At 65.9% G+C, this 23634-nt stretch carries 21 protein-coding genes; 7 read left to right on the top strand and 14 right to left on the bottom strand.

What is annotated here, in order from left to right; translation table 11 throughout:
* Positions 1-32: 32 nt before the first annotated feature.
* From NZL82_RS08660 to ubiA, 7 genes are all read right to left on the bottom strand, one after another.
* Entirely contained in the window at positions 33-1658 is a 1626-nt protein-coding gene (locus NZL82_RS08660; protein WP_261269351.1) for an alpha-D-glucose phosphate-specific phosphoglucomutase, read from the bottom strand.
* Positions 1655-3109: a glycogen synthase GlgA gene (gene glgA, locus NZL82_RS08655; protein WP_261269350.1), complete on the bottom strand. Its 1455-nt coding sequence runs from the start codon at positions 3107-3109 to the stop codon at positions 1655-1657. The genes NZL82_RS08660 and glgA overlap by 4 nt, the downstream gene beginning before the upstream one ends.
* Positions 3110-3117: 8 nt before the next feature.
* Complete coding sequence (glgC, locus tag NZL82_RS08650) at positions 3118-4380, bottom strand: glucose-1-phosphate adenylyltransferase (RefSeq protein WP_261269349.1); 1263 nt, start codon at positions 4378-4380, stop codon at positions 3118-3120.
* Positions 4381-4460: 80 nt separating this feature from the next.
* On the bottom strand, positions 4461-6614 hold the full coding sequence (glgB, locus tag NZL82_RS08645; RefSeq protein ID WP_261269348.1) for a 1,4-alpha-glucan branching protein GlgB: 2154 nt from the start codon (positions 6612-6614) through the stop codon (positions 4461-4463).
* Positions 6611-9043, bottom strand: coding sequence for a glycogen/starch/alpha-glucan phosphorylase (locus NZL82_RS08640; RefSeq protein WP_261269347.1), 2433 nt, complete (start codon positions 9041-9043; stop codon positions 6611-6613). Before NZL82_RS08640 ends, glgB begins: the two co-directional genes overlap by 4 nt.
* A gap of 91 nt (positions 9044-9134) precedes the next feature.
* The gene (locus tag NZL82_RS08635; protein WP_261269346.1) at positions 9135-10445 is read right to left on the bottom strand and encodes an Nramp family divalent metal transporter; all 1311 of its coding nucleotides are present in this window, start codon (positions 10443-10445) and stop codon (positions 9135-9137) included.
* A 153-nt stretch (positions 10446-10598) separates the two neighbouring features.
* Positions 10599-11507, bottom strand: coding sequence for a 4-hydroxybenzoate octaprenyltransferase (ubiA, locus tag NZL82_RS08630; RefSeq protein ID WP_261269345.1), 909 nt, complete (start codon positions 11505-11507; stop codon positions 10599-10601).
* Between the two features lie 87 nt (positions 11508-11594).
* Between ubiA and NZL82_RS08625 the strand changes: the two genes are divergently transcribed.
* Positions 11595-11738, top strand: coding sequence for a hypothetical protein (locus tag NZL82_RS08625; RefSeq protein WP_261269344.1), 144 nt, complete (start codon positions 11595-11597; stop codon positions 11736-11738).
* Positions 11739-11883: 145 nt separating this feature from the next.
* Here NZL82_RS08625 and NZL82_RS08620 read toward each other — a convergent pair whose 3' ends face one another.
* Positions 11884-12894, bottom strand: a complete 1011-nt coding sequence (locus NZL82_RS08620) for a glycosyltransferase family 2 protein (RefSeq protein WP_261269343.1) — start codon at positions 12892-12894, stop codon at positions 11884-11886.
* 89 nt (positions 12895-12983) lie between these two features.
* Positions 12984-13739 (bottom strand): polyphosphate kinase 2, encoded by a 756-nt coding sequence (gene ppk2, locus NZL82_RS08615; RefSeq protein ID WP_261269342.1) that lies wholly within the window; start codon positions 13737-13739, stop codon positions 12984-12986.
* A 77-nt stretch (positions 13740-13816) separates the two neighbouring features.
* On the opposite strand from ppk2, the gene NZL82_RS08610 reads away from it, so the two are divergent.
* Both NZL82_RS08610 and NZL82_RS08605 read left to right on the top strand, forming a co-directional pair.
* The gene (locus NZL82_RS08610) at positions 13817-14560 is read left to right on the top strand and encodes a 16S rRNA (uracil(1498)-N(3))-methyltransferase (protein WP_261269341.1); all 744 of its coding nucleotides are present in this window, start codon (positions 13817-13819) and stop codon (positions 14558-14560) included.
* Between the two features lie 45 nt (positions 14561-14605).
* The gene (locus NZL82_RS08605; protein ID WP_261269340.1) at positions 14606-15979 is read left to right on the top strand and encodes a glutamate--cysteine ligase; all 1374 of its coding nucleotides are present in this window, start codon (positions 14606-14608) and stop codon (positions 15977-15979) included.
* 61 nt (positions 15980-16040) lie between these two features.
* Here NZL82_RS08605 and NZL82_RS08600 read toward each other — a convergent pair whose 3' ends face one another.
* Together NZL82_RS08600 and NZL82_RS08595 are read right to left on the bottom strand one after the other, a co-directional pair.
* Positions 16041-17312 (bottom strand): methyltransferase family protein, encoded by a 1272-nt coding sequence (locus NZL82_RS08600; RefSeq protein WP_405051351.1) that lies wholly within the window; start codon positions 17310-17312, stop codon positions 16041-16043.
* A gap of 224 nt (positions 17313-17536) precedes the next feature.
* Positions 17537-17986, bottom strand: a complete 450-nt coding sequence (locus NZL82_RS08595; RefSeq protein WP_261269338.1) for a hypothetical protein — start codon at positions 17984-17986, stop codon at positions 17537-17539.
* A 156-nt stretch (positions 17987-18142) separates the two neighbouring features.
* On the opposite strand from NZL82_RS08595, the gene NZL82_RS08590 reads away from it, so the two are divergent.
* A complete protein-coding gene (locus tag NZL82_RS08590; RefSeq protein WP_261269337.1) occupies positions 18143-18355 on the top strand; it encodes a hypothetical protein in 213 nt (70 codons plus the stop codon).
* Positions 18356-18387: 32 nt separating this feature from the next.
* Here NZL82_RS08590 and trmB read toward each other — a convergent pair whose 3' ends face one another.
* Complete coding sequence (gene trmB / locus NZL82_RS08585; protein ID WP_261269336.1) at positions 18388-19068, bottom strand: tRNA (guanosine(46)-N7)-methyltransferase TrmB; 681 nt, start codon at positions 19066-19068, stop codon at positions 18388-18390.
* A 64-nt stretch (positions 19069-19132) separates the two neighbouring features.
* Between trmB and NZL82_RS08580 the strand changes: the two genes are divergently transcribed.
* Positions 19133-19942: a formate/nitrite transporter family protein gene (locus NZL82_RS08580; RefSeq protein WP_261269367.1), complete on the top strand. Its 810-nt coding sequence runs from the start codon at positions 19133-19135 to the stop codon at positions 19940-19942.
* 48 nt (positions 19943-19990) lie between these two features.
* Here the strand turns inward: NZL82_RS08580 and metK are convergent, their stop codons facing one another.
* Positions 19991-21190 (bottom strand): methionine adenosyltransferase, encoded by a 1200-nt coding sequence (gene metK / locus NZL82_RS08575; RefSeq protein WP_261269335.1) that lies wholly within the window; start codon positions 21188-21190, stop codon positions 19991-19993.
* A gap of 41 nt (positions 21191-21231) precedes the next feature.
* Positions 21232-22770, bottom strand: a complete 1539-nt coding sequence (lnt, locus tag NZL82_RS08570) for an apolipoprotein N-acyltransferase (RefSeq protein WP_261269334.1) — start codon at positions 22768-22770, stop codon at positions 21232-21234.
* Between the two features lie 118 nt (positions 22771-22888).
* Between lnt and NZL82_RS08565 the strand changes: the two genes are divergently transcribed.
* Together NZL82_RS08565 and NZL82_RS08560 are read left to right on the top strand one after the other, a co-directional pair.
* Complete coding sequence (locus NZL82_RS08565) at positions 22889-23320, top strand: VOC family protein (protein ID WP_261269333.1); 432 nt, start codon at positions 22889-22891, stop codon at positions 23318-23320.
* The gene (locus NZL82_RS08560) at positions 23317-23619 is read left to right on the top strand and encodes a polyhydroxyalkanoic acid system family protein (RefSeq protein WP_261269332.1); all 303 of its coding nucleotides are present in this window, start codon (positions 23317-23319) and stop codon (positions 23617-23619) included. The genes NZL82_RS08565 and NZL82_RS08560 overlap by 4 nt, the downstream gene beginning before the upstream one ends.
* The last annotated feature ends 15 nt before the right edge of the window (positions 23620-23634 follow it).

Below are 23634 nucleotides of genomic sequence, written 5' to 3'. Positions count from 1 at the left end.
AGGAGGGCGCTTCGCTCTCCCCCCCAAATCGATCAGGTCACCACATCGGGTTCGGTGCGGCCGGTATGCTGGGTGATCCCAGCAATCTCGTCCGCCGCCGCGATGATGTCGGCGAGCATTTCGGGCGTCTCGCGGTCAAGTTCGTCGGCCGAATAGCGCTCCAGATAGACGCGCAAGGTCGCACCGCTGGTGCCGGTGCCCGACAGGCGGAACACGACGCGGCTTCCGCCCTCGAACAGCACGCGAATGCCCTGGTTGCGGCTGACCGACTGGTCGGTCGGGTCGGTATAGGCGAAGTCGTCCGCCGTCTCGACCGTCAGACCCGCGAAACTCTCGCCCAGCAGGGTCGGCAGCTTGGCACGCAGATCGGCCATCAGCGCATCGGCGCGTTCGCTCTCGACGCCTTCATAGTCGTGGCGCGCATAATAGTTGCGGCCATAGGTCGCCCAGTGATCGCGCGCGATCTGGTCGACCGACTTGCCCGAGGCGGCGAGGATGTTGAGCCAGAGCACCACCGCCCATAACCCGTCCTTTTCGCGCACATGGTCCGAGCCGGTCCCTGCGCTCTCTTCGCCACAGATGGTCGCCATCCCCGCATCGAGCAGGTTGCCGAAGAATTTCCACCCCGTAGGCGTCTCGTAGGCGGGAATGCCCAGCTTCTCGGCCACCCGGTCGGCGGCGGCGCTGGTCGGCATCGAGCGGGCGATGCCCTTCAACCCACCGGCATAGGCCGGGGCGAGGTGCGCGTTCGCTGCCAGCATGGCCAGACTGTCCGACGGTGTGATGAAGCGCCCGCGCCCGATGATGAGATTGCGGTCGCCGTCACCATCCGAGGCCGCGCCGAAATCGGGCGCGTCCGCCGCCATCATCCGGTCGTAGAGTTCCTTGGCATGGACCAGATTGGGGTCGGGGTGATGCCCGCCGAAATCGGGGAGCGGCGTGCCGTTGCGCACGGTGCCGGGCGCGAAGCCGAGCCGCTTTTCCAGGATTTCGGTCGCATAGGGGCCGGTCACCGCGCTCATCGCGTCGAACGACATGGTGAAGCCGCCCTCGACCGCCTTCCTGATCGCGGCGAAGTCGAACAGGCTCTCCATCAGCGCCGCATAATCGGCGACCGAGTCGATCACCTCGACCGTCATGTCGCCGACCGTCACTTCGCCCAGCGTATCGAGATCGATGTCCGCCGCCTCGACGGTCAGCCAGCGGCTGATCGCCTTGGTGTTGGCGTGGATCGCATCGGTCACCTTCTCCGGGGCGGGGCCGCCATTGGAGATATTGTACTTGATCCCGAAATCCTCGTCCGGGCCGCCGGGATTGTGGCTGGCCGACAGGACCAGGCCGCCCAGCGCTTTGCGCTGGCGGATCACGTTGCTGGCCGCCGGGGTCGACAGGATGCCGCCCTGGCCCACGACCACGCGGGCGAAACCGTTCGCTGCGGCCATGCGGATCGCGACCTGGATCACCTCGCGGTTGAGGAAGCGGCCGTCGCCACCGATCACCAGAGTCTGGCCGGTCTTCTCATCGCCTAGCGCGTCGAACACTGACTGGACGAAATTCTCGGCATAATTGGGCTGCTGAAACACCCGCACCTTCTTGCGCAGGCCAGAGGTGCCTGGCTTCTGGTCGAGATAAGGCTGCGTCGCGACGGTCTTGATCATTGGTCCCCCAGAACGGAACGGTAGAGTTCGGCATAGTGCCGGCCGCTATGATGCCAGCTATAATCGGCATTCATGCCATTGACCTGCATGGTCCGCCATTGGTCCCGGTCGGCATAGAGTCTCATTGTGCGACGCAGCACGGCGATAATATTGTCGGCGGTGACATTGTCGAATTGAAGGCCGGTCGGCACGCCCATGGCCAGTGCGGCCTCGTTGGCGTCGATGATCGTATCGGCAAGCCCACCGGTCCGCGCGACCACGGGGACGCATCCATAAGCGAGCCCATAAAGCTGGGTCAGCCCACATGGTTCGAAGCGCGAGGGGATCAGGATCGCGTCGCAGCCGCCTTGCAGCAGGTGCGAGACGGGCTCGTCATAGCCGATCCGGACCGCGACGCGCCCCGGATGGCGAAGCGCGGCGGTGGCGAAGGCGATCTCCAACGCCGGGTCGCCCGTGCCCAACACCACCAGCCGTCCGCCGAGCGCGACGAGATCGTCCACCACCTCGACCAGCACGTCCATGCCCTTTTGCCAGGTCAGGCGGCTGATGACGGTGAAGATCGGGCTGTCGTCCTCGTCCAACCCGAACGCCTTTTCCACGGCACGCTTGTTGGCGACGCGGTCGTCCAGCGTCTCCGCGGTGAAGGGGGCGGGCAGGGCGGCGTCGGCCTTTGGGCTCCAGATGGCGGGGTCGATGCCGTTGACGATACCGCTGACGCATTCCGCGCGGGCGGCAATCAGCCCTTCCAGCCCCATGCCATATTGGGCGCGGTGGATTTCCTCGGCATAGGTGGGGCTGACCGTCGTGATGGCGTCCGCGGTGCGCAGGCCCGCCTTCAGATAGCCGATCTGACCATAATATTCGACGCCGTCGACCGACCAAGCCTCGGGCGGCAGGCCGAGATCGGGGAAGTGATGCGCCGCGAACGACCCCTGAAAGGCGATATTGTGGATGGTGACGATGCTCTTGGCGACCTTGCCGGGGCCGGGGGCATAATGGAGAAAGGCCGGGGCCAGTGCCGCCTGCCAGTCATGCGCGTGCAGCAGGTCGAAGTCATATCCCGGCACCGCGCCCGAGGCCAGATCCGCCCCCGCCCGCGCCAGCACCGCGAATCGCCGCCAATTGTCGTGCCAGTCGTTGCCGGCGGTATCGACATAGGGAAGTCCGTCGCGCTCCCAAAGCTGCGGCGCCTCGATCACCAGCAGCCGATACTCGCCGATCCGGGCCTCGCGCAGCCAGGCCTCTGTACCGATGATGTGCGTCCAGTGATGGACGCGGGGAGCGCCGTCGCCGATCGCGCGCATCACCTTGGGAAAGCCGGGGATCAGCGTGGTGACGGCAATGTCATGGGGCGCGAGCGCCTCGGGCAGCGCCCCGACCACATCGGCAAGGCCGCCGGTCTTGATGAGCGGGAACGCCTCCGAGGCGACCGACAGGACGGAGAGGGTCATGGGGACTTTCAGTTGGCCAGACGATCGATCATCGGCTGGGTGATGAGGCAGATACCCTTATCGGTCCGCCGGAAACGGTGCGCGTCGAGCACCGGATCGTCGCCGACCACCAGCCCGTCGGGAATCTTGACGCCGCGGTCGAGGATCACGCGCCGCAACCGTGCCCCGCGTCCGATATGGCAGAAGGGCAGGACCACCGCTTCGTCCAGCATCGCGAAGCTGTGGGTGCGCACCCCGGTCGACAGCAGCGAGCGGTGGATGGACGATCCCGACACGATGCAGTCGCCCGCGACGAGGCTGGCCACCGCCGATCCGCGCCGTCCGTCGATGTCATGGACGAACTTGGCGGGGGGCGTGATCTCGGCATAGGTCCAGAGCGGCCAGCTGCGGTCGTACAGGTCGAGCTGCGGCACCACGTCGGTCAGGTCGAGGCTCGCCTCCCAATAGGCGTCGACCGTGCCGACATCGCGCCAATAGGCGCCGGGTTCGTCGCTGGAGCGGACGCAGGAGGCGGAGAAGCGGTGCGCCTGGGCTTTGCCGTGCTCGACCAGATAGGGGATGATGTCCTTGCCGAAGTCGCGGCTGGATCCCGGCGTCTCGGCATCGCGGCGCAATTGTTCGAACAGGAAGGCGGTGCGGAAAACATAGATTCCCAGCGACGCCAGCGCGATGTCCGGATTGCCGGGGATGGAAGGCGGATCGGCGGGCTTCTCGACGAAATCGACGATGCGGTCGGTCTCATCGACATGCATCACGCCGAACGCGCTCGCCTCGGCGCGGCTGACCTCCAGACAGGCGACGGTGACGTCGGCGCCGCTGTCGCAATGCTGCTGGAGCATCAGTTCATAGTCCATCTTGTAGACATGGTCGCCCGCCAGGATGACCATGAATTCGGGCGCATAGCTCTCGATGATGTCGATATTCTGGAACACCGCGTCGGCGGTGCCCTCATACCATTGGAATTCGCTGATCCGCTGGCTGGCGGGCAGGATGTCGAAGCTCTCGTTGCGCTCGTCGCGCAGGAAGTTCCAGCCGCGCTGGAGGTGGCGGATCAGCGAATGCGCCTTGTACTGGGTCGCGACGCCGATGCGGCGGATGCCCGAATTGATCGCATTGGACAAAGCGAAGTCGATGATCCGCGCCTTGCCGCCGAAATAGACGGCGGGCTTGGCGCGGGTATCGGTCATCTCCATCAGGCGACTGCCGCGGCCACCCGCCAGCACATAGGCCATGGCATCGCGCGCCAGCGGTTGTCCGCGCCTCAGGTCCATTTTTCCGTCTCCCCATCCGTTTGTTGGTGTCGTAACGCGCTGACAACGCATCGATATTCTTGGAAAAGCCTAAACCTGCATCAGCCGTCGAAACGCAGGATGACGGTCGCGAGCGGCGGCAGCGTCACCCAGGCCGCGCCATCATTCGCATCCACACCGCCCATATTGCCCAGGCCGGAACCCCAATATTGGCTGGCGTCCGAATTCAGCACCTCGGTCCAGCGGCCGTCATGCGGCAAGGGCAGGCGATAGGGTGCCCGTGCCACCGGCGTCATATTGACGATGACCGCCACCGGCTTCTCGCCCGGTGCCTTGCGCAGCCAGGCGAAGACCGAATGCGCGCTGTCGTCGGCGACCAGCCATTCGAACCCCTCGCGCTCGCAGTCGCGGGCGTGGAGTGCGGGCGTCTCGCGGTAGAGATGGTTCAGGTCGCGGACCAGCGAGCGGACGCCCTCATGCGCGTGACTGGACCGCAGATGCCAGTCGAGCGCGCGGCTCTCCGACCATTCCTCGCGCTGCGCGAATTCCTGGCCCATGAAGAGCAGCTTCTTGCCCGGATAGGCCCACATGAAGGCATAATAGGCGCGAAGGTTCGCGAATTTCTGCCAGTCGTCGCCCGCCATCTTGGTCAGCAGGCTGCCCTTGCCGTGCACCACCTCGTCATGGCTGAGCGGCAGGACGAAATTCTCGTCAAAGGCGTAATGCAGCCCGAACAGGATCTCGCCATGATGGTGGCGCCGATGCACGGGTTCGCGCGCCATGTACTGGAGCGTGTCGTGCATGAAGCCCATGTTCCACTTGAACCCGAAGCCCAAGCCCCCGTCATGCGCAGGTGCCGAGACGCCGGGCCAGGCGGTCGATTCCTCGGCGACGGTGAAGACGCCGCGATGCTGGCCATATACCTGTCGGTTGACCTGGCGGAGGAATTCGACCGCTTCCCAATTTTCGCGACCGCCCTGTTCGTTGGGCACCCATTCGCCGTCCTTGCGGCTGTAATCGCGGTACAGCATCGAGGCGACTGCATCGACGCGCAGCCCGTCGATATGATAGCGCTCGGGCCAGAAGAGCGCGTTGTTGACGAGAAAGCTCGCCACTTCGCGCCGCCCGAAATTATAGATGGCGGTGTTCCAGTCGGGGTGGAAGCCCTGACGCGGGTCCTCATGCTCGTAGAGCGCTGTGCCGTCGAAATGCGACAGGCCATGCGCATCGGTGGGGAAGTGGGCGGGCACCCAGTCCAGGATCACCCCGATCCCGGCGCGGTGCGCCCCGTCGACGAACCGCGCGAAACCCTCGACATCCCCGAACCGCGCGGACGGCGCGTAGAGGCCGGTGGTCTGATAGCCCCAGCTCGGGTCGTAGGGATGTTCGGAAATGGGCAGGAATTCGATATGGGTGAAGCCCATCTCGACCACGTATGGGATCAGCCGTTCGGCGAGTGCATCCCAACTGAGATACCAGCCATTTTCGTCGCGGTCCCATGATCCGGCATGGACTTCATAGATGCTGATCGGCACGCGGCGCGGATCGACGCCCGCCCAATGCTCGCGATGCTCCTTGTCCTGCCAGCGATGTTCGGGCGGGGCGGTGGTGACCGAGGCGGTCTTGGGGCGGAGCTCGGCGGCGAAGGCGAAGGGGTCGGCCTTCATCGGCTGTTCCGCGCCGTGCGGACCGGTAATGGCGAACTTGTAGGCGCGGCCCTCGCCGATATCGGGGATGAAGATTTCCCAGACGCCGACATCCAGGCGGCGGCGCATGACGTGGCGGCCGGGGTTCCAGTCGTTAAAGTCGCCGACGACCGCCACCCGCTCGGCATTGGGGGCCCAGACCGCGAAGTGGACGCCCGCCACCCCCTGATGCTCGATCAGGTGTGCGCCCATCTTGTCGTACAGGCGGAAGTGATTGCCTTCGCCCATCAGGAAATCGTCGAGTGGCCCCAGCACCGGGCCGAAGCTGTAGGGGTCGGTGATCCACCATTCCGCGCCGTGTCCGCTGGCGCAATATTTGACCGGCTGGGGCTCGCCCGTCACCGCCCCCTCGAACAGACCGCGCGCGTCGACCTGCTTCAGTTCGCCCAATCGGGTGCCCGCCAGATCGAAGGCGATCACCTGTTCCGCCCCCGGCACCACGGCGCGAAGGAAGGTGCCGCTCGGTCCCTGATGAGGTCCCAGCAACGCGAAGGGATCAGCGTTGCGGCCCTCGATCAGGGCATCCAAGGCGGCACGGGGTGGCTTCACATCACGTTCCAGATTTCCTCGGCATATTGCCGGATGGTGCGATCGGAGGAGAACCATCCGACTTTCGCGACATTGTGGATGGCCGAGGTCGCCCAGCCCGCCTGGTCCTGCCAGCGGGCATCGACCTGGCGTTGCGCGGCGGCATAAGCATCGAAATCGGCGGCAACCATGAACCAGTCGCCGTCATACAGCCCGCCCATCAGCCCGGCATAACGGCCGGGATCGTCGGGCGAGAACACGCCCGAGGCGATGGCGGAAACCGCCTGGCGTAGTTCCGGGCTGCCCTCGATGACTTCGCGCGGATTGTAGCCGTCGCGACGCTTGGCGGCGACCTCGTCGGCGGTCAGGCCGAAGATGACGATATGATCGTCGCCCACATGCTCCTTGATCTCGACATTGGCGCCGTCGAGCGTGCCGATGGTCAGCGCGCCGTTAAGCGCGAACTTCATATTGCCGGTGCCCGACGCTTCCATTCCCGCGGTCGAAATCTGTTCGGACAGATCGGCGGCCGGGATGATTTTTTCGGCCAGGCTGACATTATAGTTGGGAATGAACCCGACCTTCAGCAGATGGCCGACGCTGGGGTCCGAATTCACCCGGCGGGCGACATCATTGGCCAGTTTGATGATCAGCTTGGCATTGTGATAGCTCGACGCCGCTTTCCCGGCGAACAGCTTGACGCGCGGGGTCCAGTCACGCTCCGGATGGCTGCGGATCTGGTCGTAGAGCGCGACAGTCTCGATGATGTTGAGCAACTGGCGCTTATATTCGTGGATGCGTTTGATCTGGACGTCGAACAGCGCATCGGGGTCTATACGCAGCCCGCTCGATTCCCGGAGATAATTTGCCAGCCCCACCTTGTTGGAACGTTTGATGCTGAGAAAGCGTTCCCTGAAATTCGCATCTTCTGCGAATTGCGTGAGCGCTATCAGTTTTTCCGCGTCATCTTCGAAACCCGGCCCAATCGCCTCGCGGATCAAGGCGGTCAGCTGCGGGTTGCATTGCTGCAACCAGCGGCGCGGCGTGATGCCGTTGGTCTTGTTGTTGATCCGTGTCGGATAGAGGTGGTGCAGGTCGGCGAAGACCGTCTTCTTCATCAGCTCGGTATGCAGCGCGGCGACGCCGTTGACACTGTGACTACCCGCAAAGGCCAGGTTCGCCATGCGCACCCGCCGCTCGCCGCCTTCGTCGATCAGGCTGATCGCGGCGATGGCGCGGTCGTCAATCCCCTCGACCCCGCGCGCCTCGCGCAACAGCTTGGCGTTGATCGCATAGATTAGCTGCATGTGGCGTGGCAGCAGCCGTTCGAACAGGTGCAGCGGCCAGCTTTCCAGCGCCTCGGGCAGCAGCGTGTGGTTGGTATAGCCGAAGGTGCGGCGGGTAATGTCCCACGCTTCCTCGAAACCCAGATCGTGATGATCGACCAGCAGCCGCATCAGCTCGGCGACCGACACGGCGGGATGCGTGTCGTTGAGCTGGATCGCCGCCTTGTCGGGCAGGGTCCGGATGTCGTGGAAATACTGGATATGCCGCCGGACGATGTCCTGGATCGAAGCCGACGAGAAGAAATATTCCTGCCGCAGCCGCAATTCCTGCCCGGCGGGCGAGCTATCGGAGGGATAGAGGATGCGGACCAACGTCTCCGCCGCCAACTGCCCCGCCAGCGCGCCGGTATAGTCGCCCGCGTTGAACCGATCGAGCCGGATGGGATCGATCGCCTGCGCGGTCCATAGCCGCAGCGTGTTGACGCGCTTGCCCCGCCAGCCGACCACGGGGGTGTCGACCGCGATCGCCTCGATCGCCTCGGCGGGTTTCCAATGGACCGCGCCGGTCTCGGTCCCGATCACCTCGCCGCCGAAGCCGACGAAATAGGCGCTCTCGCGACGCTCGAACTCCCAGGGATTGCCGTGGCTCAGCCAGGTTTCGGGCAGTTCGACCTGCCAGCCATCGTCGATCCGCTGGCGGAACATGCCGTTCACATAGCGGATGCCATAGCCGTAAGCTGGCAGATCGAGACTGGCGAGGCTCTCCATGAAGCACGCCGCCAGCCGCCCCAGGCCGCCATTGCCCAGCGCCGCATCGGGTTCGATCTCTTCCAGTTCGGCGAGATCGACGCCCAGCGCATGGAGCGCGCCCGCCACCTGCGCCATCACCCCCATATTCGACAGCGCATCGCGCAGCAGCCGTCCGATCAGGAATTCCAGGCTGAGATAATAGACCCGCTTGGCACCCGCCGCATGGGCTTCGCGGGTGGACGCCATCCAGCGCTCGATAATGTCGTTGCGGACGGTCAGGATGGTCGCGGCCAGCCAGTCGTGCAGGCGGGCATTGGCGGCGTCCTTGCCGATCCGGTGCACCAGCGTATCGACAATGGCGTCGGCCAGCGGCCCGGTGTCGTCGACGTGGAGAGTGGTGATGGTGGTCGTCATCGATTCGGCGATCCCTGTGGTCCGGTCATCGCCAGCTTAGCCGCGCAGAGGGTGAAGTCACGCGGCATTCCTTTGCAAAAGACGACGAAGATCAGCCGGTGGCGATGCCCCAGAGCAGGGTCAGGTTAAGCACGATAATCACCGCCGCAATCACCCAGGACAGGAAACGGAGCCAAATCGGACTGGCAAAGGGCCCCATCATCCCCTTGTCCGCGGTGAAGCGGACCAGCGGCACCACCGCGAAGGGCAGTTGCAGGCTGAGGATCACCTGGCTGAGCACCAACAGCCTGGTCGCGCCCGCCTGTCCGCTGGCCCCCACCACCAGCACCGCCGGAACGATGGCCAGCCCTCGCGTGATCAGCCGCCGCAGCCAGGGGGCGAGCCGCAGGTCGAGAAAGCCCTCCATCACGATCTGCCCGGCGAGTGTCCCCGTGACGGTCGAATTCTGGCCCGAGGCGAGCAGGGCGACGCCGAACACCACGCTCGCTGCGCCCGCGCCCAGCATCGGGGCGAGCAACCGGTAGGCCTGGTCGATCTCCGCTACGTCGGTGCGCCCTGCGACGTGGAAGGTCGCGGCGGCGACGATCAGGATCGCGGCGTTGATGAAGAAGGCGAAGAACAGCGCCACCGTGCTGTCGATCGTCGCCATCTTGATCGCATCGCGCTTGCCCTCGGTCGACAGGCCAAAGGCGCGCGTCTGCACCACCGAGGAATGGAGGTAGAGATTGTGCGGCATCACCGTCGCACCGAGGATGCCGATCGCGATATAGAGCATCGCCGGGTCGGTCACGATCCGGGTCGTGGGCACGAATCCCGCCAGCACCGACCGCGGATCGGGGCGCGAGGCGATCAGTTCGTAGAGGAAGCACCCGCCGATGATGAGGAGGAGCGCGATGATGAACGCCTCGACCTTACGAAAGCCGTAACGCTGGAGCGCGAGGATCAGGAAGACGTCGAACCCGGTGATCAGCACGCCCCAGACCAGCGGCAGGTCGAACAGCAGTTGCAGCGCGATGGCGGTCCCCAGCACCTCCGCCAGGTCGCAGGCGATGATTGCGACCTCGCAGAGCAGCCATAGGATCCGCGAGACCGGCTTGGAATAGGCCGCCCGGCACGCCTGGGCCAGGTCCAGCCCGGCGGCGATACCCAGCCGCGCCGACAGCGCCTGGAGGATCATCGCCATGATGTTCGAGAGCAGGATGACCGAGAGCAGCGCATAGCCATAGGCCGATCCGCCAGCGATGTCGGTCGCCCAGTTGCCGGGGTCCATATAGCCGACCGCGACCAGATAGCCCGGCCCCGCAAAGGCGAACAACCGCCGCAGGAAGGATGCCCCTTCCGGAATGGCGATCGAGCGATGGCTTTCGGCAAGCGAGCGGGTGACGGGCGTGGCTACGGTCATCGACCTCGAGATGTGACGGAAATGCCTCAACGCGACAACCCGCCAAAGCGTTGCGCGAGATCAAGGCAAGGTCGTCATCCCGGCGAAGGCCGGGATCTGTGGCGATGATCGGATGTCCTCTCGAAAAGGCCCCAGCCTGCGCTGGGGCGACGGTCAGCCTGCGCTCCCCACCACCGCACAGGCCAGCGCCATCAGCAGCCCGGCGAAGCGGTTCGACCGGAACCGGTACAGCGCCCCGGCACCGTCATCGGGCGTCAGCGTCGCCACCTGCCACGCCAGATGCAGCGCCACCGGTGCCAGCGCCGCGATGGCCAGCACGTCCGGCCGAACCAGCCAGATCGCCGCCGCCCAGCAAAGGACAGCCACGAGGTAGAAGGCCCCGACCCCCGACTTCACATGGGCCCCCATGCGCAGCGCCGAGGATCGCACCCCGATCAGCGCATCGTCCTCGCGGTCCTGCAGCGCATAGATGGTGTCGTATCCGATCACCCAGGCGATCGATCCGGCGTAAAGCAGCCAGAGCGGCGCGGAGAGTTCGCCCGCCACCTCCGCCCAGCCGACCAGGGCGGCCCAACTGAACACCATGCCCAGCCAGGCCTGCGGCCACCAGGTGATCCGCTTCATGAATGGATAGGCGGCGACCGGCGCGAGGCTGGCGACCGCGACGATCGCGGCGAGGGGGCGCAACTGCACCAGCACGACGAGTCCGATCAGGCACAGCGCACTCAGCCAGACCGCTGCCAGCTTGACCGACACCAGCCCCGACGGGATCGGTCGCGCACGGGTCCGCGCGACCCTGGCATCCAGATCGCGGTCGACAATATCGTTGAAGACGCAGCCCGCGCCGCGCATCGCGATCGAGCCGAGCAGGAACCACAGGATCAGCGGCCAGCGCTGCGGCAGTCCGCCGGCCAGCGCGATCGCCCAGACGCCCGGCCAGAAAAGCAGCCACCAGCCGATCGGCCGGTCGAATCGCGCCAGCAGCGCAAGCCCCCGCCACCGGGGCGGCAGTCGCCCGACCAACCCCTTATGCTCGCTATCGGGTACGATCTCGATGGTCATGGGCTTGCGCCTATGGAGGTCCCCCGTGGCGCGCAAGAGCGTTCGCACCTATCTTCGGTCCGTGACCTCCCACTCCGTCTCCATCCCATGATCGGCCTGTCGGTCGCGGTCGGCCGTTTCGTCGAGGCGCTGTTCTGGGCCATTCTGCGCGTGGCGGGGATGATTGGCGGTGTGGTTCTGGTCGCGGTGCTTGCGCTGGTCGTGGCATGGTGGCTGATCCGGCGGCGCTGACGCACGATAGGTCCCGGAGGCGGCCTCGTTCGGCGCGGGGCGGCGTGGCTTGTCGGTCACGATGCTGGTGCATCGCTCCCTTCGCGCGCCTTGCCCGGACCGAAATCACCTCCGCGCCGATGATCCAAGCTGATCGGAAACCGCTCTAGACGGACAATGCCGCCAGTTGCGACCGGATGACGTTCAGATTGTGCTGCGCCAGATGGCTGCCCCGTCCGGCGACGCTTCCCTCCAGCTCGGGGCGCTCGCCGATCGCCAGGCATCGTTCCCATGCTCCGTCGGCCAGCGGCAGCCAGTGATCGACCGCCCGCGCGGGATCGGCCACAGCGTGATCGAGCAAAAGGTCGCCCAGCACGAAGAAAAAGTCCGGCGACTGCGGCCAATAGGGGAATTCCGCATCGGCCAATGCCAGCGCGTCGTCCAGGCGGCCCGCCTTGGCCAACAATTGTATGGCGTTGATCACCAGCTCGTGTCGCCAATTGGCATCTCGTGCGGTCAACGCCACCGCGCGCAGAGAATGATCGCACCCTGCCGCCACATCGCCGCGCATCTGGGCGTCCTTGGCCAATTGATAGACCAGATACGGATCGTCGGGCCGCTCCTCCAGATCGACCAGCAGCAGGGCGTGGTTGCGATGGGTTTTGCGCGCGATTTGCGCCGCGTGAAAGCCGTCATGGCCGATATCCAGGCCGACCCGTGTGCGGGGCAGGGGGGATGCGACCTGTTCGTGCACCCGCCCCTCATATCGGACGCCGCGCGGGATCACCCGCGTCACCCAGCTGCGCAAACTGGTGTCCGCTCCATCCATCTCGTGGTGCAGGCACGGGCATCCGAGCCGGTCCGGTGCCTGACACCAGGCGCGTAGCGATTCGCCGCCCGCGATGATCCACTCATCCGCGTCGAGCACCAGGTTCCAGTCGGCATCGGCCAACTCCAGCACATGGTTGCGCGCCGCCGCGAAGCTGTCGGGCCAGGGCAGGTGATAGACCTCCGCCCCCAGTTCTTGCGCGATGGCGACGGTGTCGTCGGTCGATCCGGTATCGAGCACCACCATCCGGTCGACCCAGGGCGCGACGCTGCGCAGGCACCGCGCGATGCAGCGCGCCTCGTCCCGGACGATCAGAGTGGCGGCGATCCGGGGGGCGGCCCGTTTCATGGCGATGCTTTCGATCCCGGCCATGGCCCGGTGCCATGACACGCCGACGCTATGGCCCGGACATGGTCAAGAAAGGCTGAACGTCGCCCCTATTTCGCCAGCCGTCCATCCTCCAGCGCCGCCAGCTCGAACGGAAAGAGCAGGTCGGGATCGGGCAGTTTGACACCCGCCGCGATCTCTGGCGGCGCGATGCGGTGGAGGATGTGGCGGATGATCGCGATCCGCGCGTCCTTCTTGTCGTCGGCGCGGACGATATGCCACGGTGCATAGGGGGTATGCGTGCGCGTCAGCATCGTGTCGCGCGCCGCCGAATAATCGGCCCATTTGGCCTGCGCGACCTTGTCCATGTCGGAGACCTTGAGCGCCTTCAGCGGATCGGTGCGCCGCGCCTCCAGCCGCTTTTCCTGTTCGCCCTTGCCGATGTCGAGCCAGATCTTGACCAGCCGGATGCCGCTTTCGACCAGCATCCGCTCGAAATCGGGGGCGTCGCGCAGGAACGCCTCCTGCTCGGTCGCGGTGGAGAAGCCCATGACCACCTCGACGCCCGCCCGGTTATACCAGCTGCGGTTGAAGATCACGATCTCGCCCGCCGCGGGCAGATGGCCGGCATAGCGCTGGAAATACCATTGCGTCCGCTCGCGATCGGAGGGCTTGGGCAGCGCCACGACACGGGTGGCGCGGACCGAGAGATGCTCGGTGATGCGCTTGATCGTCCCGTCCTTGCCGGCCCCGTCGCGTCCTTCCAGCAGGATCACGACCCGTTCGTCCGATTCCGCCATCGCCATCTGCGTGCGGACCAGCGCCAGTTGCAGCGCCTCCAGCTCTTCCTGATAATGTTTGCCCATCATCCGTCCTTTCGGGAGGCAAAACACCCGAGACGGCAAAAGTGGCAAGCGCCCCGCAACCCGTGTAAGCGGAGCCCATGCCCGCTACCCCCGCCTGGCCGCCGCAATCCACGCCCCGTCTGTTCGTCGATCAGCCTTTGGCGGAGGGGGCGATCCGCATCGATGGCCCGGCGGCGCATTATCTGATCTCGGTGATGCGGACCAAGGTCGGCGATCCGGTCAAGCTGTTCGACGACCGTACCGGCGAATGGCTGGGCATCGCGGGTTCGGTGGGCAAGCGCGACCTGACGCTGGACGTGACCGAGCGCCTGCGCGAGCGCGAGGCGGTGCCGGACCTGTGGCTCTGCGCCGCGCCGCTGAAGAAGGGCCGTGTCGACTGGCTGGCGGAAAAGGCATGCGAACTGGGGGTGGCGCGGCTGGTGCCGGTGGTCACGCGGCGCACCGTGGTCGACAAGCCCAATACCGATCGGCTTCGCGCCCATATGATCGAGGCGGCCGAGCAATGCGGGCGGACGGCCTTGCCGGAGGTGGCCGAGCCGGTGAAGCTGCCCGCGCTGCTGCGCGACTGGCCGCCCGAGCGTGCACTGTTCTTCGCGGATGAGAATGGCGGCGTGCCCGCTCTCGACGCGATGCGCGCGCATCAGGGGCCGGCGGCGATCCTGATCGGGCCGGAGGGTGGCTTCGACACCGAGGAGCGCGAGGCGATCCGGGCGCATGAACAGGCGGTCGGCATCGGCCTGGGCCCGCGTATCCTGCGCGCGGATACGGCGGCGGCGGCGGCGGTGTCGCTCTGGATGGCGGCAGCGGGCGACTGGCGTTGATTCACCCTATGGCGCGGACGCGCGCGCCCGCGTAAGGCGCGGTTCATGAGCACCAAGACCGCGAGCACCGCCAAGGGCGCCATCATCGAGTCGCGCGACCAACTGATCGCCAGCTTCGCGAAGGGGGAGAAGCCCCGCGACCGCTGGCGGATCGGGACCGAGCATGAGAAGTTCGTCTATGCGCGGGGCGATCATCACGCGCCCTCCTATGACGAGGCTTCGGGAATTCGCACGCTGCTCGGCGAGTTGGAGCAATATGGCTGGACGCCGGTGTTGGAGGGCGGCAACGTCATCGCGCTGAACGGAGCGGACGGCTCGATCAGCCTGGAGCCCGCCGGGCAGTTCGAGCTGTCGGGTGCACCGCTCGACAATCTGCACCAGACCTGTGCCGAGACGGGCCGTCACCTGCAACAGGTGAAGGCGGCGGGCGAGAAGCTGGGCCTGGGTTTCCTGGGGCTGGGCATGTGGCCGGACAAGACGCGTGCCGAACTGCCGATCATGCCCAAGGGCCGCTATGCGATCATGCTGCGGCACATGCCGCGCGTGGGCTCGCTGGGGCTCGACATGATGCTGCGGACCTCGACGATCCAGGTGAACCTGGATTATGCATCGGAAGCGGACATGGTGAAGAAATTCCGTGTCGGCCTGGCGCTGCAGCCGCTGGCGACCGCGCTGTTCGCCAACTCGCCCTTCACGGAAGGGAAGCCCAACGGCAAGCTGTCCTTCCGCAGCCATATCTGGTCGGACACCGACCCCGCGCGCACCGGCATGCTCCCCTTCGTGTTCGAGGACGGGTTCGGCTATGAGCGCTACGCCGACTATGCGCTCGATGTGCCGATGTACTTCGTCTACCGCGACGGCAAGTATATCGACGCCGCCGGGCTGTCCTTCCGCGACTTCCTGAAGGGTGAATTGTCGGTCCTGCCGGGCGAGTTGCCGACGATCGACGACTGGAACGACCATCTGTCGACCGCCTTTCCCGAGGTGCGGCTCAAGACCTTCCTGGAAATGCGCGGCGCCGATGGTGGCCCGTGGAACCGCATCTGCGCGCTGCCCGCGCTCTGGGTCGGGTTGCTCTATGACGACGCGGCGCTGGATGCCGCCTGGGATCTGGTGAAGAGCTGGTCGCTGGACGAGCGGCAGGCGCTACGCGACGCGGTGCCCGAACTGGCGCTCGACGCCCCGCTGCCGGGCGGCGGACGCCTGCGCGACATTGCGGGCGAAGTGCTCGACATCGCCCATGCGGGCCTGGCGGCGCGGGCGCGGCTGAACGGGGCCGGGGATAACGAGACCGGCTTCCTCGATCCGCTGCGCGAGATCGTGCGGTCGGGCAAGGTGCCGGCTCAGGTGCTGCTCGACCATTATCATGGCGTATGGGGTGGAGATATTTCGCGGGTCTATGACGAGGCCAGCTTCTGACGAAGCATGGGGGCGTGGCCTTCGGCTGATGGGCTAAGCGCCGAAGTCGAAGGCCAAAGGCTTACCCCCGCCCTGATACCCACCGAAAGAACCGCGGCACCAACCCGTAGCGCGCCATCCAGTCCGAATAGTCCCGATAGGCCGGATCAGCGGACAAATGCCGCTCCTCCGTCTTCGCACGCCAATAATAGACCCCGTTGACCACCCCGAGCAGCAAGCTGCTGCGGCCTGCATCCATCCAGCTACCCGTCGACAGGATCGGAATGGTCGCGATCCACCAGAAGATATTCTTCGACAGATAGGCGGGATGCCGCGACACCGCATAAGGCCCGTGGGTCAGGATGCCCCGGTGCGTCAGGTTGGAAAAGCGTATCCCGAACGCCACCGTCGACCAGGCATAGATGGCGGTCAACGCGATCAGCATCGTCCCGATCGCCGACAGGATGATCGGATGCCCCGCGAACCAATAGCTCCATTCGACGGTCCCCGGCCGATAGTTGAGCGGGCCGCCATCGCCCATCAGAATCGTCGGTGGGTAACAGATCAGCGCCGCCGCCCACGCCGCCGCATAAGGATTGGCCGAGCGGATATGCGCATCGAGCGGTCGCATCGTCAGCATATAGCCGACCGTCGCGAACGCCACGTCGATCAGGAACATCAGCGTGATCAGCCAATTTGCCAAAGCCACCGGATCGTGCAGCACGGTGCCGAGGTCGCCGCGCACGAACATCCCGAACCCACCGGGCACCACCCCCAGCATGAAGGGGAGAAAGAAGGCCTTCACCCCCCAGGCACGCAAATGCGCCCAGATCGCCTCGCGCTCGACACCGGGCTGTCCGGTCAACCACGCGCCCAGCATCCATGCGCCATCCCTGGGCTCGACCAGCCGCCGGTCGAGCCACAGCACATAGGGAATGGACAACAGGAACAGGGCCGGCGCCGCCCAGGCCAGGCAGTTCATCGCGAACAGAAAAATGCCCTGCCAATAGAAGCGCCCCGTGGCGTAGATCAGCGCGATCAATCCGAACGTCGCCCAGAGCCCGGCCAGCTTGGTCAGGCTGATGTCCAGCGTCTCGCGGGCAGGGCGTGGATGGGCCCAGTCGATCCCCGTCGTGGGCGATCGATGGACCCGGTCGATCAGGATCGACCAGAGCAGCATCGGCACCCCCGCGCACACCAGGTGGACCAGGGCGGCATAAGGCCCGTCCAGATGACGCCACCGCGCAAAGCCGATCCAGGCGACCGACCCGACCAGCCCCGCCAGCCCGACGCCCGCGCTGACGGCGGAGGCAGGACGCGGCGGGCGCACGGAAGGGGGCGGAATATCGGCCATCGAATAGGGGGCTTAGCGCAATTCGGTAAGCAAGGCGTTAGGCCGGGTCCCTCTTAGTGCAAAGATCGTTGCCCCCACACAATCCGGGTGCAGGCGGACATCCAGTCGGGCAAGCTTCGGTAATAGCTCCACGGCGCTCTGGCTGAATCCTGACCTTTGATGGGGTGCGTAGGGGGATCGGAACGCCGAGCTCCGCGACCATTCTCGCGCCGGGGGGACGGAGCCTATGCCTCCGACGCCAATATGTCCCGAATCGCGTCTTCGGTGATGCCGAACGCTCCGGCCAGTCCGGATAGCGATGCGCCGCGCTTGGCAAGTTCGCGAATCCGCCCCTCATCGACCACCGTGGCATAGCCGCGCGTATCGCGCTGTTCGCGAACCACATCCTTGCGGCCGGAAGTGCGATGGCGCTTGGCGGCAACGGCATGCGGGTCTTTCGCGGCGGCGACCATTTCGGCTTCGCGCCGTGCCGTACGATCGGCCTCGCGTGCTGCCGTCTCGCGCTCGCGAAAGGCGGCCCGCGCCTCGATCCGCGCCGTCATCGCCGACGCCCGATCCCCGGCTCTTGCTTCGCGAGCCCGCGCCCGCGCGGCAGCGCGATCCTCCAGACTGTCGTTCGTACGGATGCGCAAACCGCCCTTGGGCGGGGTCACGCCCCAGCTGTCATCCACCATTCTCACCGCTCCCCGGATCGTCGCGCCGTCTATAGCCGCATGGCCTTTGCTGGCCAGGGGCGATCAGGTCCAGCGTCTCACCCTGACATATTCCGCTTGGCAACCTGTCCGCGATCCGCTTGTTATTGATGCAGAATAATAGAAGGGAGGAAAGCGATGGACCCGATGCTAGACCCCGACCTGATCGAGTTCATGGATGATGAGACTCTGCTGGCCGCATTCCAAATGGTCAGCACCGCGCCCGACAATGGCGATCGCACCGCGATCCTGGACGAATTGACCCGGCGCGACCTGACCCCCGTGCCGGTCACACCCGATCTCGTTGCGACAAACCGCGCGGACCAGCGATCTATCACGGTCCGACTATAGACGACCTCGCCACCACCAGCGGGGATCGTGGATCACCGCCGGATATACCGGAAATACCACACCTCATGCCCCTGGCGCCGCGCCTTGCGTTCGTATCGGGTCTCGGGCCAGTCGGCGGGGCGGGTCAGGAAATCGCGGGGGCTTTTCGCCTGCCATTCGAAATCGGCCCTCGCGTTCATGATCATCATCGACCAGTGACAATAGGTCGGGTCGTCGGTGCCCAGCCGGAACTCGCCGCCGCTCTTGAGCTTGCGGGCAATGGTGTCGAGCGGGCCGTGGTTCATCATTCGCCGCTTCGCATGGCGCGCCTTGGGCCAGGGATCGGGATGGAGCAAGTATACGCGGTCGAGGCTGGCATCGGGCAGTCGCTCGATCACCTCCAGCGCGTCGCCCATGTGCAGGCGGACATTGGACAGGTCGCGGTCGCGGATATGGCCCAGCGCGCCGACCACCCCGTTCAGGAACGGTTCGCAGCCGATGAAGCCGGTGCCCGGCGTCGCTTCGGCCTGACCCGCCAGGTGCTCGCCCGCGCCGAAGCCGATCTCGACCTGTAGCGGGCGATCGTCCCCGAACAGCCGCATCGCATCGAGCGAGCCGTCCTCGGGCACGCTGAGGGTGGGCAGCATGTCCTCGACCAGCGCAGCCTGACCTTGGCGCAGCTTATGGCCCTGTCGCCGGCCATAGAGGCGGCGGATCGTCGTCGGATCGTTCATCGCGCGCCCTTAGCGCGGGGAGGGGGCGGGAGCCAAGACCGTGCGCGCGCGTTGCTGGCTGGGAATGGATCAGGATGACAGCAAAGCCGAGGGCAAGGCGCAGAAAGCCGCCGATGCCAAGGATCTCCACCGTGCGGTACGCGAGGCGGGGGAGAGCGAACTCGATCGCCCCGCGGGCGCACTGTTCTGGTCGGGGCTGGCAGCGGGCGTCGCGATCCACAGTTCGCTGATTGCGGAGGGCGCGCTGCATGCCGGATTGCCCGAGGCACCGTGGCGCGAATTGGTGGCGTCACTCGGCTATCCGGTCGGCTTTCTGGTGGTGATCCTGGGCCGGATGCAATTGTTCACGGAAAGCACCATCACTGCGATGCTGCCGCTGGTGACCAGGCCATCGGGCTGGGCGTTGCAGCGGACTCTGCGATTGTGGGGGATCGTGCTCTTCGCCAACCTGATCGGCACCGCGCTCGCCGCCGGGATGGTGGCGGGCGGGGCGCTGGGCAATCCGGAGATTCGCGAGGCGATGATCGCGGTGTCGGCGGGCATTCTGGACCTGAACGGATGGCAGACGTTCATCAACGCCATCCCCGCCGGTTTCCTGATCGCGGTGGTTGCCTGGATCCTGCCCAATGGCCGGAACCAGGCCTTCTGGATCATCCTGGCGATCACCTATGTCATCGCCATCGCCGGGTTCAGCCATTCGATCGTCGGCGCGGACGAGACCTTCCTGCTGATGTTCATCGGGAAGATCACGATCGAACAGGCCGTGTTCGGGCTGATGCTCCCGGCAATCCTCGGCAATCTGGTCGGCGGAGCGGGGCTGTTCACGCTGCTGGCGCATGGCCAGGTGCAGGGCGAGACGCCGGACCAGCCATGAAAAAGGGGAGCCGAAGCTCCCCTTTCACGTCATTCCTTGGTGATCGGATCAGGCGACGGCGCCCTTGATCCGGTCGACCAGATCGGTCTTTTCCCAGGTGAACAGCGCGCCTTCGGCTTCGCGGCCGAAATGGCCATAGGCCGCGGTCTTGGAATAGATCGGCGCGTTGAGCTTCAGGTGCTCGCGAATGCCCTTAGGCGTCAGGCGGACCAGCTTGGGAAGCGCGGCCTCCAGCTTGGCTTCCTCGACGGTGCCGGTGCCGTGCAGGTCGACATAGACCGACAGCGGCTCGGCAACGCCGATCGCGTAGGACAGCTGGATGGTGCAGCGCTTGGCCAGGCCCGCCGCGACGACGTTCTTGGCGAGGTAGCGCGCGACATAAGCCGCCGAGCGGTCGACCTTGGTCGGGTCCTTGCCGCTGAACGCGCCGCCGCCATGCGGAGCCGCGCCGCCATAGGTGTCGACGATGATCTTGCGGCCGGTCAGGCCGGCGTCACCGTCCGGGCCGCCGATTTCGAACAGGCCGGTCGGGTTGACGTAGATCTGCTTGTCGTCGGGCAGCCAGCCTTCGGGCAGGATTTCGGTCAGGACCGACTTCACATAGTCGCGAAGCTTGGCCTGGCCCGCCTCGTTCGACAGCTCGGCCGAATGCTGGGTCGACACGACGATCGCGGTCGCGCGGACGGGCACGCCGTTTTCGTACTGGAGCGTCACCTGGCTCTTGGCGTCGGGCTCCAGGAAGGGGGCCGCGCCGGAATGGCGGTCGGCCGCCATCTTTTCCAGGATCTTGTGGCTGTAATAGAGGGTGGCGGGCATCAGGCCCGGGGTCTCGTCGGTCGCGTAACCGAACATGATGCCCTGGTCGCCGGCGCCTTCGTCCTTGTTGCCGCTCTCGTCCACGCCCATCGCGATGTGCGCCGACTGGGCGTGCAGGTTGTTCGAGAAGTCGAAATTCTCCCAGTGGAAGCCCGACTGCTCATAGCCGATCCGCTTGACGGTATCGCGAACGGTCTGCTCGATCTCTTCCAGTGCGCCCTCGGCCCACTGGTCGTTCTCGAACACGCCCTTGCAGCGGATTTCGCCCGCCAGCACGACCTTGTTGGTGGTGGTCAGCGTCTCGCACGCGATGCGCGCTTCGGAGTCCTTGGACAGGAACAGGTCGACGATCGCGTCGCTGATCTGGTCGGCGACCTTGTCGGGGTGACCTTCGGAAACCGATTCCGAGGTGAAGATGTACGAGTTCCGCATTCCCGTCCTCATAACGATATAAAGATAGCTTTATATGTCCTCTAGCGAGCGCGGCGGCGAATGGCAACGCCGATCGCTGCCAGACCCATGGCGATGGCCAGCGCCAGCATGTTGCCGATCCGCGAGAAGAGCGTCGGCGGCAACGCGGCGGGCAGGGGGGCCTCGGCTGCGCCCGCCGTTTCGTGGGGCACGGTCGCAATCAGGCGGCCATCGGCGGCGATGATGGCGGAGATGCCGGTGGGCGTCGCGCGGATGATCGGCAATCCTTCCTCGATCGCGCGCATCCGCGCCTGCGCCAGATGCTGGGGCGGGCCCCAGCGGCCGAACCAGGCGTCGTTGGAGGGATTGAAGAGCAGGCGCGGGCGATGCGCCTCATCGACCACCTGACCGGAAAAGATGATCTCGTAGCAGAGCTGCACCCCGACCGGGCCGAAGCCCGCGACGCGCAAGTTGCGCGGGCCGGGGCCGGGGGTGAAATCCATATCGCCAGGAACGAGTCGCGCCAGGCCGAGCGGCTTGAGCAGCCAGGGCATGGGCAGATACTCGCCATAGGGGACCAGATGCGCCTTGTCGTACCGACCGGTGATCCGCGCGGCTGGCGAGATTGCAAAGACGCTGTTGGTCGCACTCGTCACGCGCGCGCGATCTGGCGAGAAATAGAGCGCGGTGCCGCCGACCAGCGCGGTGTCGCGCGGCCCCAGGACGCGCGCGATCTGGCGGCGGGTCCAGAAGGGCGGGGCATAGTTGAACCCGAAATAGGCCCATTCGGGATAGCCATCTTCGATCATGTCGCGGACCACGCCTTCGGGCCAGACGACCAGCCGGGGGCGGGGGCCGGGACGCCCCGACAATTGCACCAGCCGTTCGAGGAGCAGCGGCCCGTCGCTCTGCCCGCGCTGATCCTGGCTGATATTGGGCTGTACGACGCGGACCAAGGGTGCATCCGGGCTCGGTTCGGGCGCGCGAGTCAGGGGGGCGGAGAGGGCGGCGAGCCCGGTCGCGGGGACCATGATCGCGGCGAGATGCCAGCGCCGTCGAAGCGCCAGCCAGATCGCCCCCGCCAGCACCACGGTCAGCCCCGACAGCGCATAGGTGCCGACAATGGCGCTCATCCGCGCCACGCCGATGACGGGCAGCCACGCCACCCCCAATGGATCCCAGGCATAGCCGGTGAACAGTCGCGCGCGGAGATATTCGGTCGCGATCCAGGCGGCTCCGAAGATCAGGACGTACGGCGTATCCGGCCGCTTCCCCCGCAACCGCCATGCAACGCCCGCCGCCGCCATCGGGAAGACCGCGAGGTAGAGCGCCAATCCCACCGCCGCGAAATAGCCCAGCACCGGCGGCATCTTGTCCTGAAAGTCGAAGGCGTGCTGGAACCAGTTGTTGTTGACCGTGAAATGCCCGACCCCGAACACCCATCCGCGCCATAGCGCCGAACGAATGTTGCGAGCGTCATGGACGAGAGCCAGCAGCAGGATCAGCCCGGCGACGAGCAGCGGCCAGAGGTCGAGCGGCGCAAAGCCGCAGGCGGCGACGGCCCCGGCGATCAGGGCGACAAGAGCGGGATAGCGGGTCACGGCGACAGGCTATGGCAAGCCACTGTGACAGGGGCAATGCGGGATCGTAGCTATTCCTCTCCTGCAAGGCGAGGAAGTTTGGGTGGAAAAACCTGCCCCACCACCCTAGCTTCCCCTCATGACCCTTCGCCCTTTCCACCTCGCTTTCCCGGTCCACGACCTGGCCGCCGCCCGCCATTTCTATGGTGAGGTCATGGGCTGCCCCGAAGGCCGGTCGAGCGACCACTGGATCGACTTCGACCTGTTCGGGCATCAGATCGTCGCCCATCTCGACCCCGACGCCAAGCCGGTTGCGGTCGAGAATGCGGTGGACGGCCATCAGGTGCCGGTGCCGCACTTCGGCGTCGTGCTGACCATGCCCGACTGGGAAGCGCTGGCCGCGCGAGTGGAAGCGGCGGGCGTGCCCTTCGGCATCGCGCCCTATGTCCGCTTCAAGGGGCAACCGGGCGAGCAGGCGACGATGTTCTTTCGCGACCCCAGCGGCAATGCGCTGGAGTTCAAGGCCTTTGCCGACGACGCGATGCTTTTTGCCACGGAGATGACCGCATGAGCGCCCCCATTTCGCTCGATATTCCGCACAAGCTCGGCAAGGCGGCGGTGCGCGAACGCCTGGACGGCGGGATCGGGAAGATCGGCAAGCTGATCCCCGGCGGCGCGACCGTGGAGCATCGTTGGGACGGCGACACGATGCACTTCACCGTCGGCGCGATGGGCCAGTCGATCGGTGCGGAGGCGACCATATTTGATGACAAAGTCCATGCTGTGGTAAATCTGCCAGGGTTTCTGGCGCTCTTTTCCAGCCAGCTGGAGGCGGTGATCCGCGCGGAGGCGCCGAAACTCTTGAAGTGACGGGGGATTCGTCCT

Origin of the sequence: Sphingomonas sp. LC-1 (genome assembly GCF_025371035.1) — a bacterium.
GTDB classification, from domain to species: Bacteria; Pseudomonadota; Alphaproteobacteria; order Sphingomonadales; family Sphingomonadaceae; genus Sphingomonas; species Sphingomonas sanguinis_E.
The sequence above is the reverse complement of the archived record's forward strand: the minus strand, read 5'-3'. Positions and strand labels throughout refer to the sequence as shown.

What these genes read in the sequence shown, in the direction of transcription:
- NZL82_RS08660 (WP_261269351.1), bottom strand. Translation starts at nt 1,658, where the DNA reads ATGATCAAGACCGTCGCGACGCAGCCTTATCTCGACCAGAAGCCAGGC.
- glgA (WP_261269350.1), bottom strand. Translation starts at nt 3,109, where the DNA reads ATGACCCTCTCCGTCCTGTCGGTCGCCTCGGAGGCGTTCCCGCTCATC.
- glgC (WP_261269349.1), bottom strand. Translation starts at nt 4,380, where the DNA reads ATGGACCTGAGGCGCGGACAACCGCTGGCGCGCGATGCCATGGCCTAT.
- NZL82_RS08640 (WP_261269347.1), bottom strand. Translation starts at nt 9,043, where the DNA reads ATGACGACCACCATCACCACTCTCCACGTCGACGACACCGGGCCGCTG.
- NZL82_RS08635 (WP_261269346.1), bottom strand. Translation starts at nt 10,445, where the DNA reads ATGACCGTAGCCACGCCCGTCACCCGCTCGCTTGCCGAAAGCCATCGC.
- ubiA (WP_261269345.1), bottom strand. Translation starts at nt 11,507, where the DNA reads ATGACCATCGAGATCGTACCCGATAGCGAGCATAAGGGGTTGGTCGGG.
- NZL82_RS08625 (WP_261269344.1), top strand. Translation starts at nt 11,595, where the DNA reads ATGATCGGCCTGTCGGTCGCGGTCGGCCGTTTCGTCGAGGCGCTGTTC.
- NZL82_RS08620 (WP_261269343.1), bottom strand. Translation starts at nt 12,894, where the DNA reads ATGAAACGGGCCGCCCCCCGGATCGCCGCCACTCTGATCGTCCGGGAC.
- ppk2 (WP_261269342.1), bottom strand. Translation starts at nt 13,739, where the DNA reads ATGGGCAAACATTATCAGGAAGAGCTGGAGGCGCTGCAACTGGCGCTG.
- NZL82_RS08610 (WP_261269341.1), top strand. Translation starts at nt 13,817, where the DNA reads ATGCCCGCTACCCCCGCCTGGCCGCCGCAATCCACGCCCCGTCTGTTC.
- NZL82_RS08605 (WP_261269340.1), top strand. Translation starts at nt 14,606, where the DNA reads ATGAGCACCAAGACCGCGAGCACCGCCAAGGGCGCCATCATCGAGTCG.
- NZL82_RS08600 (WP_405051351.1), bottom strand. Translation starts at nt 17,312, where the DNA reads ATGGCCGATATTCCGCCCCCTTCCGTGCGCCCGCCGCGTCCTGCCTCC.
- NZL82_RS08595 (WP_261269338.1), bottom strand. Translation starts at nt 17,986, where the DNA reads ATGGTGGATGACAGCTGGGGCGTGACCCCGCCCAAGGGCGGTTTGCGC.
- NZL82_RS08590 (WP_261269337.1), top strand. Translation starts at nt 18,143, where the DNA reads ATGGACCCGATGCTAGACCCCGACCTGATCGAGTTCATGGATGATGAG.
- trmB (WP_261269336.1), bottom strand. Translation starts at nt 19,068, where the DNA reads ATGAACGATCCGACGACGATCCGCCGCCTCTATGGCCGGCGACAGGGC.
- NZL82_RS08580 (WP_261269367.1), top strand. Translation starts at nt 19,133, where the DNA reads ATGGATCAGGATGACAGCAAAGCCGAGGGCAAGGCGCAGAAAGCCGCC.
- metK (WP_261269335.1), bottom strand. Translation starts at nt 21,190, where the DNA reads ATGCGGAACTCGTACATCTTCACCTCGGAATCGGTTTCCGAAGGTCAC.
- NZL82_RS08565 (WP_261269333.1), top strand. Translation starts at nt 22,889, where the DNA reads ATGACCCTTCGCCCTTTCCACCTCGCTTTCCCGGTCCACGACCTGGCC.
- NZL82_RS08560 (WP_261269332.1), top strand. Translation starts at nt 23,317, where the DNA reads ATGAGCGCCCCCATTTCGCTCGATATTCCGCACAAGCTCGGCAAGGCG.